At 64.2% G+C, this 12,831-nt stretch carries 14 protein-coding genes; 8 read left to right on the forward strand and 6 right to left on the reverse strand.

Annotation, left to right across the window (positions count from 1 at the left end; genetic code table 11):
* Positions 1-12: 12 nt before the first annotated feature.
* The 3 genes from AC1D75_RS20195 to AC1D75_RS20205 all read left to right on the forward strand — a co-directional run bounded on the left by AC1D75_RS20195 (position 13) and on the right by AC1D75_RS20205 (position 2,138).
* A complete protein-coding gene (locus tag AC1D75_RS20195; protein WP_495517115.1) occupies positions 13-1,143 on the forward strand; it encodes an LLM class flavin-dependent oxidoreductase in 1,131 nt (376 codons plus the stop codon).
* Entirely contained in the window at positions 1,143-1,778 is a 636-nt protein-coding gene (locus tag AC1D75_RS20200) for a GntR family transcriptional regulator (protein WP_495517116.1), read from the forward strand. Before AC1D75_RS20195 ends, AC1D75_RS20200 begins: the two co-directional genes overlap by 1 nt.
* A gap of 159 nt (positions 1,779-1,937) precedes the next feature.
* Positions 1,938-2,138: a DUF3263 domain-containing protein gene (locus AC1D75_RS20205; protein ID WP_495517660.1), complete on the forward strand. Its 201-nt coding sequence runs from the start codon at positions 1,938-1,940 to the stop codon at positions 2,136-2,138.
* Between the two features lie 5 nt (positions 2,139-2,143).
* Here the strand turns inward: AC1D75_RS20205 and AC1D75_RS20210 are convergent, their stop codons facing one another.
* A complete protein-coding gene (locus AC1D75_RS20210; RefSeq protein ID WP_495517117.1) occupies positions 2,144-2,581 on the reverse strand; it encodes an SRPBCC family protein in 438 nt (145 codons plus the stop codon).
* Between the two features lie 212 nt (positions 2,582-2,793).
* On the opposite strand from AC1D75_RS20210, the gene AC1D75_RS20215 reads away from it, so the two are divergent.
* The 3 genes from AC1D75_RS20215 (at position 2,794) to AC1D75_RS20225 (ending at position 5,352) form a co-directional block, all read left to right on the forward strand.
* On the forward strand, positions 2,794-3,357 hold the full coding sequence (locus AC1D75_RS20215) for a DUF6764 family protein (protein WP_495517118.1): 564 nt from the start codon (positions 2,794-2,796) through the stop codon (positions 3,355-3,357).
* A 161-nt stretch (positions 3,358-3,518) separates the two neighbouring features.
* On the forward strand, positions 3,519-4,487 hold the full coding sequence (gene ppk2, locus AC1D75_RS20220) for a polyphosphate kinase 2 (protein WP_495517119.1): 969 nt from the start codon (positions 3,519-3,521) through the stop codon (positions 4,485-4,487).
* A gap of 43 nt (positions 4,488-4,530) precedes the next feature.
* Positions 4,531-5,352 carry a hypothetical protein gene (locus AC1D75_RS20225; RefSeq protein ID WP_495517120.1) on the forward strand — a complete coding sequence of 274 codons (822 nt, stop codon included), beginning with the start codon at positions 4,531-4,533 and terminating at the stop codon, positions 5,350-5,352.
* 25 nt (positions 5,353-5,377) lie between these two features.
* On the opposite strand, the gene AC1D75_RS20230 is transcribed toward AC1D75_RS20225, so the two are convergent.
* Complete coding sequence (locus tag AC1D75_RS20230) at positions 5,378-5,761, reverse strand: hypothetical protein (protein WP_495517121.1); 384 nt, start codon at positions 5,759-5,761, stop codon at positions 5,378-5,380.
* A gap of 58 nt (positions 5,762-5,819) precedes the next feature.
* Between AC1D75_RS20230 and dinB the strand changes: the two genes are divergently transcribed.
* Together dinB and AC1D75_RS20240 are read left to right on the forward strand one after the other, a co-directional pair.
* Complete coding sequence (gene dinB / locus AC1D75_RS20235) at positions 5,820-7,031, forward strand: DNA polymerase IV (RefSeq protein ID WP_495517122.1); 1,212 nt, start codon at positions 5,820-5,822, stop codon at positions 7,029-7,031.
* 47 nt (positions 7,032-7,078) lie between these two features.
* Positions 7,079-8,557, forward strand: a complete 1,479-nt coding sequence (locus AC1D75_RS20240) for a DUF2079 domain-containing protein (RefSeq protein ID WP_495517123.1) — start codon at positions 7,079-7,081, stop codon at positions 8,555-8,557.
* 21 nt (positions 8,558-8,578) lie between these two features.
* Here the strand turns inward: AC1D75_RS20240 and AC1D75_RS20245 are convergent, their stop codons facing one another.
* Genes AC1D75_RS20245 through AC1D75_RS20260 form a run of 4 tightly spaced genes read right to left on the reverse strand, consistent with a single transcriptional unit; the run spans position 8,579 to position 12,826 of the window.
* Positions 8,579-10,615, reverse strand: coding sequence for a prolyl oligopeptidase family serine peptidase (locus tag AC1D75_RS20245; protein WP_495517124.1), 2,037 nt, complete (start codon positions 10,613-10,615; stop codon positions 8,579-8,581).
* Positions 10,612-11,604, reverse strand: a complete 993-nt coding sequence (locus tag AC1D75_RS20250; RefSeq protein ID WP_495517125.1) for a M28 family metallopeptidase — start codon at positions 11,602-11,604, stop codon at positions 10,612-10,614. Before AC1D75_RS20250 ends, AC1D75_RS20245 begins: the two co-directional genes overlap by 4 nt.
* A gap of 26 nt (positions 11,605-11,630) precedes the next feature.
* A complete protein-coding gene (locus tag AC1D75_RS20255; RefSeq protein WP_495517126.1) occupies positions 11,631-11,882 on the reverse strand; it encodes a hypothetical protein in 252 nt (83 codons plus the stop codon).
* Complete coding sequence (locus AC1D75_RS20260) at positions 11,879-12,826, reverse strand: zinc metalloprotease (RefSeq protein WP_495517127.1); 948 nt, start codon at positions 12,824-12,826, stop codon at positions 11,879-11,881. The genes AC1D75_RS20255 and AC1D75_RS20260 overlap by 4 nt, the downstream gene beginning before the upstream one ends.
* Between the last annotated feature and the right edge of the window lie 5 nt (positions 12,827-12,831).

Genomic DNA, 12,831 nt, shown 5'->3' on the forward strand with positions numbered 1-12,831 from the left:
ATCTGTGCAGTAATGGCCTCGATCGACTCCGGCGGTAACGCCGGCTTCCGCACGCTCTGGTACCTGACCACGGCGAATGGTGACTATCCCTGGACTCCGGGCCGGCTCTACCCGCCGGACTTCGAGCACTACCGGGAACTCGCCCAGGCCATCGACGACGGCGGTTTCTACGGCGCGCTGGTCGCCACCTGGCCCAATGATCCGTTGACCTCGGCATCGTTTGCCGCGGCCGTGACCAGTCGGATGCGCTTTCTGGTCGCGACCTACTCGGGTGTCATCCCGCCGAAGGCCTTCGCCGAAAAGGCGCTCACCTTCGATCGCTTCAGCGGCGGTCGCCTCGACATCAACGTGATCAACGGCACCGACGACCGGGTCGGCCCCTACGGTGTGAAGGCCGATCACGACGATCGGTACACCCGTAGCACCAAGTACTGGGCCGAGGTGCTCGAGCACTACCGCGCGGGAACCGACTCGAACTTCCACAATTCACCGGTCCGCATCGAGCCGACCCAGGACGTGATCGATCTGTGGGGCACCGGGGATTCGCCTGCCGGGCTCGAGCACGCCGGAGCGACCATCCACAACTACCTGACGATGCTGCGTCCCGCGGGTGAGCTGGCCCCCAGGATCGAGGCCGCGAGGACAGCGGTCTCTGCCGCCGGCCGACAGTTCGATTCCATCGGTGCACTCGGTGGCGTGATCGTGCGCCCGAATGCTGCCGCCGCGCTCGAGAAGTTCTACACGGTGTTCACCGGCGCGGGCATCGACGCAGTCCGCGACACCCTCGATGTCGCGGTCAAGAAGCGCACCGGTGGCGAGCAGAGCCTGCTCACGTACACCGCACCTGATGCACAGCGTCAGGGATGGGTTGATGCACTGCGGGCCAACCGTTTTCCGGAGCCCTCCGAACTGCAGGTCGATGAGGGTCTCTATGCCGGCATCACCGCATGGTCACCTCTGGACATCTTCGGGTCCCGCTCGTCGGCTCTCTATTTCGTCGGCGACCCCGACTCGATCACCGGCACAGTCCGTCGCCTGAAGGATGCCGTCGGTATCACGTCGCTGATCCTGGCCGGCTGGCCGCTCGCCGAGGAGGCTCGGCAGGTGGCCGAGCATCTGCTGCCCCGTTTCGACGAGCTCTGATGGACAGCCACGCAAACGGGATCTACCGCAGACTTCGCGAGAATCTGTTGGCGGGCACCTACCCCGTCGACAGTCCGTTGATCCCGGGAGTGCTCAGTGAGGACTTCGCAGTCTCTCGTACCCCGGTCCGCGAAGCGCTGGCATTGCTGGCGCAGGACGGACTGATCGAACCGGTTCGCCGCGGATTCATGATCACCCAGCGTGGCGACGACGAACTGCTCGAGCTCTTCGAGGCCCAGGCCGTGCTCGACGCCGCGGTGGCGTCGGCGGCGGCGGAGCGTCGCACCGACGTCGACCTGCTCCGCCTGCAGGACGCCCAGGATCGGTCGGCGGCGCAGCAGGACCAGGTTGAAGTCCGCCTCGCGTTGCGGCAGTGGCACACCGCCCTGCGCGAGGCGGCGCACAACCGGACGATGACCGATCTGCTCGATCGACTGGACGCCCAGATCAAACTCGGCGCACCATGGAAGCCCTCGCATTCCGACGGCGCCTTCGAGCGTCCGATCGACGAGCATCGCGAGATCCTCGCAGCGGTGCGTGATCGTGATCGGGACGGCGCACGCCTGGCAATGCTGGCGCACCACGCCGCCGACCGCGACAACCGGATCGCTCAATTAGCCCAGAGGCACGCGTAATTCGAGTCGTGGTCCGCTGGCCCCCAAACGTTTTCCGATTCTTATGATTTCTACAGCTCTACCCACTGGCGCGACGCGCTACCCTGTGTCTACAGTCACTGATCAGTGGCGCTGGTCACATGTAGAAGGGAGTGGGTCTTGGCACCGAATGCGCAGGAGATGCTGGATTTCGAGGTCCAGTGGTATCCCCTTGGCGGTGGGCCATCCGACCAGATCCATGAGCGTTTCGGGATGTCGGATCGCGACTACTTCTCGTCCCTGAACGACCTCCTGCGACAGAGCCCGCCGATACAGCTCTCGCCGAATGCGGTCGAGCAGATGCGCGGAGTTGTGCGCCGCCGGCTCTGGATGGCGAAGTAACCCGCTCACGCGAGTCTGCGTTTGGCTTCTTCCTTGAGACCTTTTTGGGCAGTGTTCAGCGCTGTTTTCTGGGCCTGCTTGACCAGGAGTCCGGGGAGCTTGATCTTCAGGTCCACGTCGAGATCGAACTCGACGTGTGACCCCTTGCCCTTGGGCGTCACCGTGTACTGACCGTGCTGATGGGACAGCTGGTCGGCCTCGATGAGGTCCCAGGTGCAGGTGTTCTCGGTCCACGAATAGGTCAGCAACTGGTGATCGGTCATGCCGAAGGCCTGGAGTTCGAGCTGCACCTTCTTCGGGGAACCGTCGTCGTACTCTTCGAGGACTTCGGCCTTCTTGTGGGGACCCGACCAGTCGGGCAGGGACTCCACGTCGAGCAGGATCTCCATGATCACGGCCGGGGGAGCGTCGATATCGAATTCGGTTTTTGCGTTCACTGGCATGGAGAGAAAATTACACCGATGCGCCCCGGAATCGGCGGGGTTTGGTCCCGGCGTCGCTGCCTGTTGTTTGTGACCGAAGCGTTGCCATCGAATCTTGGTCCGAACGGCAGGCGGGGGAGTATGGTCTGTCCCAGTGGTCGGCGCGCAGTGAGGCGGCCGGGTTCTTCCTGGGCCTCGAATCGGTGGGTCCGGTATCTCCTTTGACAGTCTTGATGGGGCGAAACTTGTTTGATTCAAGTATTTTTGGCGTCTGCTCGCGCTTTCGATCCCGGCTTGCAGCAGCCGGATTGATCGGTGCCGGAGCGCTGGCCTTGGCCGGTTTTGGCGGGCTGGGTACGGCATCGGCCGACCCGTTGACATGCGAGGTGTCCAACGGGCACAACGTCATCCATGTCGAGGGCAACGGTGGCTGTGGTGCCAAGGCGGGCCCGGGCAGCACGGCTCGGGCAACAGATCAAAGCGGTGCAGGCACCGCTGTGGCGTCGGCGGACACCGGTGGCAACGCGAACGCGTTGAACCTGCAGCCCGGTGCCGCGGCCCTCGCGGGAGCGATTTCCGGTGGCAACGGTTACGCGGTCACAACCGGCCCCGGAGGTATGTCGGTCAGCCAGGCGCGTGACGGCGGCACGTCGATCGCGATCGCCGGATGGGGCGGCAGTGCTTACGCCGGACGCTATGGGGCGCAGTGCACGGGTAGCTTCGCAGCCGCAGTCGACACCAACACCGGACAAGGCTGCATCGGCGCCGGCGGTATCTGGCTTTCGACACCCCGATAACAAACCACGGTGCGGGCGCCTGTTCCCCGCACTCTCCGACGAAGAGCGGTGCCGCTTACGGTGCCGCTCTTCGTGTATCGGCACTCTTCGGCTCCGCGTCGTTGGTCCCGGGTTCACAAAGAGGACACCTGAGCGTGGGCAGATCAGACTAGATTGAATCGGTGAACGAGATACTGCGACTTTCAGATTTTGGTCCCGATCATCCCGATGTCGGGCCTGACTTCAGCGTTGTTGCCGGCCGCGAGGCCCTGCAGAAGATCGTCGACCTCGCCGACACGACACAGTTCCTCGTCGACGACCGTGACGACGACGACCCGCGACTGTTGACCCTGCCGGGTCGCAATGTCATCGACACCTGGCGTGAGGACTATCCGTACGACGAACGTATGGGACGCGACCAGTACGAGCTGGAAAAGCGTCTGCTGCAGATCGAACTGCTCAAGCTCCAAAAGTGGATCAAGGCGACCAACCAGCGACATGTGCTGTTGTTCGAGGGACGTGACGCGGCAGGTAAGGGCGGAACGATCAAGCGATTCATGGAGCATCTCAATCCCCGTGGCGCGCGGGTGGTTGCCCTCGAGAAGCCGAGTGAGCGGGAATCGACCGAATGGTATTTCCAGCGCTACGTGCAGCATCTGCCCGCCGCCCGCGAGATCGTGATGTTCGACCGCTCCTGGTACAACCGGACCGGTGTCGAACGGGTCATGGGATTCTGCACCGACGAACAGCACGCCCAGTTCCTGCGGCAGGCCCCGCTGTTCGAGGAAATGCTGATCGACGACGGCATCAAACTCATCAAGTTCTGGTTCTCGGTGTCACCGCTGGAGCAGCGCACCCGGTTTGCGATCCGGCAGGTCGACCCGGTCCGGCAATGGAAGCTGTCGCCGATGGACCTTGCCTCCCTTGACAAGTGGGACAAGTACACCGCCGCCAAGGAAGAGATGTTCGCCGGTACCGACTCCGATCATGCGCCGTGGACCGTGGTGAAGAGCAACGACAAGAAGCGCGCCCGCCTCAGCGCCATGCGCTACGTCCTGAACCTCTATGACTACGAAGACCGGGACGACGAGATCGTCGGACGTCCCGATCCGCTGATCGTCGGTCGAGCCCGCGACATCATCGGAGAGTAGGTCCTTGCCGGGTTTTGTGCCGATCGATCGGTAGCCTGGGTCAGTGCGTTCATTCCTTGCTGCGGTGCTCTGCCTGATTGCGATCGTCTCTGCTGCCATTGCGGTGCCGGCGTTCTGGGTCAACTCGAATCTCGTCGACCGCGATGGCTTCAGTGAGATGGTCTCTCCACTCGCGGACAATTCGAAGGTCCAAGAACAGATCGCCGACGAGATCACCGCGCAGGTGTCGGCTGCTGCGCCGGTGATCCCCACCGAACTGATCCGGCCACTCGCCGAGGCCTACACCCGCAGCGACAACTTCAAACCCGACTTCGTCGAGGCGATGAATCAGCAGCACGATTGGCTGTTCGAGGAGGCCACGCCCGAAGACGAGGGCAAGGTGATGTCGCTGAACCTGACGCCGATGGTGAACCGCGTGATCAACACCCAGCTCCTGAGCGGTGTCGAGATCTCCGGGCCCATCGAGGTTCCGCTGAGTGATTCGGCGCGGTCAGGTCTGGAAGCAGGTCGCTACCACGAGCTCGGCGATCAGATCGGGTACATCGCGTTCGGGTCCCTGGTGATCGCTGTCGTCGCGGGACTCGGCGCGCTGGTGGTGGCGCGGCGGCGCGGATTGGTCGTTGCCGCAATCGGATTCGGTGTGATCGTCGGTGGCGTGCTGACCTGGCTGTTGGGCGAGTTCGCCCAACGTCGGGCGGACGACGAGATCTCGGGTGCGGAAGGTTCGGCGCGCGAGGTGGCCGAACTCATCGTCGACAAGGTGGTCGACAGCATGCAGAACGTCGGCCTGATCGCCGCCGGCGCCGGCGTGGTCGTCGTTGTTGCCGGCATCGTGGTGTCGGCAACGCTCGAGCGTCGGCGCTAGACGGACGACGAGTCGGCTGCCTACGTCATGACAGATCGGGCAGTATGCGCCAGGACACCGCGAAGTTGTTGAGGATGTTCCAGTCCGACGGGACGGCCATCCCGAAGACCGGAATTCCCAGTCCACACCCTACGATCTGCGTTTCCGATTCGCCGGGGGCGAGCTCGGGGATGGTGAACTGCGTCCCCTCAAGCGCGAATCCTGACACCTTCACGTTGTAAGCGGTGGTCCCGCCGACGTTGGTGGCGGTCACCGGGCACAGGGAGAGCTTGAACCCGAAATCGTCGCCGCCGGACTCGACGGACACCTTCACGTCCGCCGGGGTGGCAGCGGTGGCGGTGGCAGGCAACGCGAGGGTCAGTCCGGCGGCGGCCGCCAGTGTTGCGAGGCACATTCGGGTCCGTGTCATGGAGATGACCCTATCGGCGAATCGGACATGGCGCGCTGTCGGAGCTGTATGCGAACATATGTTCGTGTCCCGGATCGAGCAGCGAGAACAGGCGAGCATCTTGCACGCCGATCTCGACTCGTTCTATGCCGCGGTGGAGCAACGCGACCACCCGGAGTTGCGCGGACGGCCGGTGATCGTCGGCGGCGGTGTGGTGCTCGCGGCCAGCTATGAAGCCAAGGCCTTCGGGATCCGAACACCGATGAACGGCCGAGAAGCACTCGCGATGTGCCCGCGGGCCGTGGTGCTGCCGCCGCGGTTCGAGGCCTACAGCGAAGCGAGCAAGGCCGTCTTCGAGATCTTCCGGGACACCACGCCGATCGTCGAGGGGATTTCGATCGACGAAGCGTTCCTCGATGTCGGCGGTCTGCGCCGGATCAGCGGTTCGCCGATGGAGATCGGCGCGCGACTGCGGACGCGGGTGGCCACCGAGGTGGGCCTGCCGATCACCGTCGGGATCGCGAGCACGAAGTTCTTGGCCAAGGTGGCCAGCGCGGTGGCCAAACCGGATGGACTTCTCGAGGTCGCGGTCGGCGCCGAACTCGAGTTCTTGCATCCGCTTCCGGTCGAGAGGCTGTGGGGTGTTGGGGCGGTGACCGCCGAGAAACTCCACAACGCGGGGTTGCGCACAGTGGGAGACCTGGCCTCGGTCGGTGAGGCGCTGCTGAGTTCACTCGTCGGTGGTGGTTCGGGCAGGCATCTGTATGCGCTGTCGATGGCCCGCGACCCACGGCGGGTGGAGGTCGGGCGCCGCCGCCGGTCGATCGGATCGCAACGCGCCATGGGCCGTCGTGCAAAGTCGGCCGACGAACTCGAGGCCACCATTGTCGGGATCATCGACCGGCTCGGAAAGCGGCTCCGCAAAGCCGACCGGCGCACGCGCACCGTTGTCCTGCGGTTGCGGTTCGACGACTTCACCCGGGCCACCAGATCGCACACCCTCTACGAGTCCACCGACCGCACCGACGTCTTGATGACGGCATCGCGAAAGATCCTCGACGCAGCCATGCCGATGATCGAGGAGAAGGGCTGCACGTTGCTGGGTGTCTCGCTCACCAATCTGTCCGGCACCGAGGTCGTGCAGTTGGCCCTGCCCTTCGAGGAGCACCATCAGGAACAGCTGGACATCACGGTTGACGGCCTGCGGGATCGGTTCGGCGCCGGGGCCGTGACCAGGGCGGTGCTCCTCGGCCGCGACAGCGGAATGCAGGTACCAATGCTGCCGGACTGATCCTGTTGGCAGCCGCATAGGGCATCGAGCCACGCTACGGTGGCAAAATGTCTTCATCCATCGTGGCGGACACCACTGGCGTGACCGGAGATGGGCTCGGCGAACGGCCGCCCCTCCGGACCAGACGAGAACAACTCGCCGATCCGCGTCGCTGGAATGCGCCGTGGGTGTTGGCGTTCGTCGCGTTCGCCGGGCTGGCGGTCGTGTACATCGTCTATTCGGTCAGACGTTTCGAGCGGCTCGGATACACCGGTTGGGACCTGGGCATATTCACGCAGGCGGTCAGCGCTTACGGCCGCTTCGAGGCGCCGATCGTGCCGCTCGAAGGCACCGACATCAACTTGATGGGTGACCACTTCCAGCCCTGGATCGCCCTGATCGGGCCGATCTACCGGGTCTTTCCGACGCCGATCACGCTGCTGGTGGTCCAAGCGCTGCTCTTTGCGCTGGCGGCGATACCGATCGTGCGGTTGGCGACGCGGCAGCTGGGCGTTGTCGTAGGTGTTCTGATCGCGCTCGCGTACGGGCTGTCGTGGGGTATCGCGCACGCGCTGGCCTTCGACTTCCACGAGATCGCTCTGGCGGTACCACTGCTGGCCTTCAGCGTGGTCGCCATCGTCGAGGAGCGGTGGCGCGCCGCGTTGCTCTATGCGCTGCCGTTGGTCTTCTGCAAAGAAGATCTCGGGTTGACCGTTGCCGTGCTCGCGGCCGTTGTTGCGTGGCGATGCGGTCCGCAGGCGTATCGATGGGCGGCTGCCACCGCGGTCTGGGGTGTGCTCTGGACGGTCCTGGCGACAAAGGTGTTCATCCCGGCGTTCAGCAGCGCCGACTATTCCTATGGGACGAAGTTCGCCGAGTCGCCTGCCGACGGTGTCAAGGAGTTCCTCCTCGGATTTGCCGCCGGAGATGCGCGCGCCTCGACTGCCTTCATGCTGTTGGTGATCACGCTGTTCCTCGCGGTGCGTTCGCCGATCGCACTGATAGCGGTCCCGACCATCGCGTGGCGATTCTGGAGCACCAACCACCTCTACTGGTCCGACGATTACCACTACGACGCCATCTTGATGCCGATCATGTTCGTTGCGATGATCGATGCCCTGATGTCATTGCACAGGCAGGGCCGGTCGCGGCGGGTGGTCACCGGGTTCGCCGCGGGGGCCGCGGTGATCGCGGTGGCGCTGGCCGCGGGTGGTCCGCTGCACCGCCTTGCGGAGAGCGATTTCTACACCCCGGCCACGGTTGCAGAATCGGTGGAGTCGCTCGCCCGTCAGATCCCGGACGGTGATTCGGTCGCCGCGACCAACAACGTTGCACCGCAACTTGTTTCCGACTACGAGGTGACGCTGTTCCCGCGGTTGGATCGTGACCGTTCCATCCCGGAATGGATCATTGTCGACACGAACACCTACAACATGTTCCCGACCAGTCCCGATGGTGTTCGCAAAGAACTGGAGCAGGTCGAAGCCGGTGGTCAGTACCTTGAGGTCGGCGAACGTGGCGGCGTGGTCCTGCTGCACCGGCGCTGATCGGGCCGGTGCAGCAGCTACTCAGTCGCTGATGCTCTCCCAGAGGAACTCGTAGGCCAGTGCTGATTTGAAGGCCGCCTGCTTGTTGTCGGCGGCGCCGCCGTGGCCACCCTCGATGTTCTCGTAGTAGCTCACCGAATGCCCGAGTTCTTCCATCCGGGCGACGAACTTGCGGGCGTGACCGGGATGCACGCGATCATCGCGGGTCGACGTCGTCATCAGGAGCTTGGGATAGTCGGCGTCTTTGCGGAGTAGTTGGTACGGAGAGTATTTCGAGATGAACTCCCACTGCTCCGGGTCGTCGGGGTCGCCGTACTCGGCGACCCAGGAGGCGCCTGCGAGCAGCAGGTGGTAGCGCTTCATGTCGAGCAGTGGGACCTGGCAGACCAGGGCGCCGAACAGTTCCGGGTAGCTGGTGAGCATCACGCCCATCAGCAGGCCGCCGTTGGATCCGCCCTGCGCTGCCAGTTGCTCACTGGTGGTCAGGCCGCGCGCGATCAGATCCTTTGCGACACTGGCAAAGTCCTCGTATACGAGGTGACGGCCTGCGAGTTGGGCCTGGGTGTGCCAGGTCGGTCCGTATTCACCGCCGCCCCGGATGTTGGCGATGACGTAGATGCCGCCGCGCTCTACCCAGCTGCGGCCGGAGACCGCGCCGTAGCTCGGTGTCAGCGAGTTCTCGAATCCGCCGTAGCCGTACAGCAGGGTCGGTCCCGAATCGACATCGTCGCGTTTGACCACGAAGTACGGGATCTGGGTCCCGTCATCTGAAGTCGAAAAGAACTGGGAGGCCGTGACATTGCTCGTGTCGAACAGTGCGGGTGACTGTTTGATCGGGGCGACGCCATCGGTGCTCGACCCGTGCAGCAGGCTCGGTGGGGTGGTGAAGCTGCTGGCCGACAGGAACAGTTCGTCGCTGTGATCGGGATCGGTGTCGAGGACGGAGATGGTGGCCAACTCCGGAAGACCGGCGAGTTCGGAGACCGACCAGTCGGACACCGAGAGCAGTCGCACCTGTGTCTGCACGTCACGCAAGGTCACCAGAACCAGATGCTTGGACGTGAACGAGAAATTCTGCAGGCTCGTGTGGTCATCGGGTGAGAACAGCACTGTCGCTTCACGATCCCCGGTCAGGTACGCATCGTGGTCGAAGACCAGCAGCGTTCCGGTGGGGTAGGTCTGAGTCTCGCTCAGTTCCCATGGTGAGCGGGTGAACACCAGCAGCCACTGACGGTGCACGCTGGTGTGTGCGTCGGTGGGGACATCGATCAGCGTCGGTCCCGCGCCGTCTCCGAGGAGATAGAACTCCTGGTGGAAGAAGTCGGTCGACCGGACAACGAAGTGTCGCTCGAACCCGGGTGTGTCGTCGTACATCGCCTGTACGGCAACGTCTTCGACAGATCCGGCGAATACGGTATCGGCTGATTCGAGTGGTGTTCCCCTGGTCCAGCGCTTCACGACGCGGGGGTATCCGGAGTTGGTGAGCGCTGGTTTGCCGTCGGAGTGGGTTCCGAAGTCGGTGCCGACGTAGACGGTGTCGTTGTCGATCCAATCGATGTCGGATTTGTTCTCCGGCAGGGTGAACCCACCGTCGGCGGAGTCGATCCATGTCCGCGAGACAATGTCGAACTCGCGCACGACCGAGGCGTCGGCCCCGCCGCGCGAGAGCAGGATCAGTGCCCGCTCATGGGCCGGGCGCAGTACCAGGGCGCTCTTCCAGACCCAGTTCTCGTCTTCTGCGGCGGCGACCGCGTCGAGGTCGATCAGCACGTCCCATTCGGGGGAATCGGTGCGGTACTGCTCCAACGTGGTGCGCCGCCACAGTCCACGCGGGTTGGCGGCGTCACGCCAGTAGTTGTAGAGGTGGTCGCCGCGGCGTCGGACGTATGCGATGCGGTCGTCGGTGTCGAAGACTTCGAGGGCGGCGTCTTGCAGTTCCGAAAAACGGGTTCCGGTGGTCAGGCGATCAAGGGTGGGTTGATTGTGCTCACGCACCCAGGTCAGGGCGTCTTCGCCGGTCACATCTTCGAGCCAGAGGTAGGGGTCGGAATCACTCACGCCGACCAGTCTGCCGCACCGGCGCTCTCGACGTTCATCAGCGGTCCGGTGCTCAGGGGGTCGAGGCGGGCGGCCAGGACTGCCAGGTTCATGCGCAGGATCTCCATGGCCAGCGTGGAGTCGACGGTCGCGAGGGTGTCGCGGTCGCTGTGTACGTCCGTATTGGCGCGATCATCGGCTTCGATGGTGAGGACCGCGGGGATCCCGGCATCGATGAACGGCACGTGGTCGCTGGCAAACGGGTTCAGCGACGTGGACACCGACAGTTGTGTGTAGGTGCCCGCGGCCGCCACCAGGTCGTTCATCAATGCCTGCGAGTTCTGCCCACCCTCGATCATGACGCCGGGGGCGGCGGTGTTCTTCCGGCCGATCATGTCCATGTTGATGACGGCGGCGATCCGGGTGCGTACCTCGGGTGCGAGCGCCCCGACGTAGTCGATGCTCCCCAGCAAGCCTTGCTCTTCACCTCCGAACAGGATGAGCACCACATCGTGGTGCCACGTGCGACCGGCCAGAACCGCTCCGAGTTCGAGGACTCCGGCCGAGCCCGACGCGTTGTCGTCGGCGCCCGGTGCCGGAAGCGAACGTCCGGCCTCGTTGACAGAATCCAGGTGTGCGGTGGCCAGGATCAGGTCTCGTGGTTCGGGGCCATTTCCGGGTAGGTGTGCGATGAGGTTCGCACTGGAACCCGCGCCGACCGGTACCGGTGCGCGGTACAGCCGGTATCCGGCACCCTCGAGTTCGGTGGCCGCGAAATACATGGTGGACCGGAACTCCGGACTCAGGGAATGCCGGGTGACCGGGGTGGTGATGGTCGAGAGGAACCGGTTGTAGCGGGAACTCGACAACGCCGAGAGAATGGCGGCGATCTCAGGATCCGGCACGGCCCTGACCATCGGCGGATGTTCGATGGTGGGCGCGATGCGCAGCGCCGCTGACCGTCTGCACGTCGGTTCACGCTCGAACGCGATGGTGTCGTCGGTATGCATGGCAGATTCCTTTCAGTGCGGCTCAGTCATGGCCGTCGGACCTCGATCCGATGACTGTCGCGGTGAACGATCTCGGGTGCCGGGGATCTTGTTGATTCGTGCAACCGCTGTCCGGGTACGTCGTCGCGGCCGAGACCGAGCTCGATCACCGATCCGTCCGGCTCGATCTCGAGGCCTCGGCGACCTCTGGCCGGAGGGAACTCGAATCCGTCGGGTCGGTAGACGGCCACATCGTCGTGGTCTTCTTCGAACGAGTGCCACCAACGTTGGTCCGTCACGAGATGGGGGAGCCCGCGCCGGCGGGCGTACTCTCGGCCGTCGCAAACGCTGACCGGGCCGTGTCGAGGCAGGCTCGCATCCGGCTGACCTGCCCGGCGGTGAACATCACCATCGAATCATCGTCGGTGTAGTCCATGTAGTCCATGAACAGGTCGCCGTGCGGGGCGTTGTTGCAACTGACGTGTGGATACGACGGTTTGCCGGTGTTCTCCCTGCCCTGATTCGGAGTGTCGGAGATCTCGTCGGTGCCGCCGCAGCCGCTCCCGTCGTCGCCCCAGATGTGGAACAGGTTGAGGTAGTGCCCGATCTCATGGGTGGCGGTGCGGCCGAGTTGGAACGGCGGGTTGGCGGTTCCCGTGGTGCCGAACGCGGTGTGGGTGATCACCACGCCGTCGGTGTCTGCGGGTCCGCCTGGGAATTGCGCGTATCCGAGCAATCCGCCACCGAGGAGGCCGACCCACACGTTGAGATACCGGTCGGTGGGCCAGGCGTCGATGCCACCCCTGGAGGTGAATTTGATCGCGTTGTCGGCATCGAACGATGTGTGGGTGGTCGACGTGCGGGTGATACCGGTCGTCGGGTTGCCCTGCGGGTCGACGGTCGCCAGCGAGAACTCCACGCCTGCGTCACCGATCCGGTCTTTGAAGAACTCCGGGACCTTGTCGATGTCGCTGTTGGTGGCCCGGTAGTCGCGGTTGAGAACCTCGATCTGGCTGTGTATCTGAGCATCTGAGATGTTCTCGGCGTCGGTGCGGGCAACGACATGCACCACCAACGGGATGTGGACGATCTCGGTGCTGAGCCGTTCAAGGGTTTGGAGTTCGATGGTTGTGTTTTCGAGTTGGGCCCGCGCCCGACGGTAGTCCGCTGATTCGGTCAGCAATCTACGGTGTTCGGGCATGGCCCCGCACAGGCGCGTGGTCGGCGGTTCGATGGTGGTCATGGTTG

Source organism: Williamsia sp. Y712 (assembly GCF_059445525.1).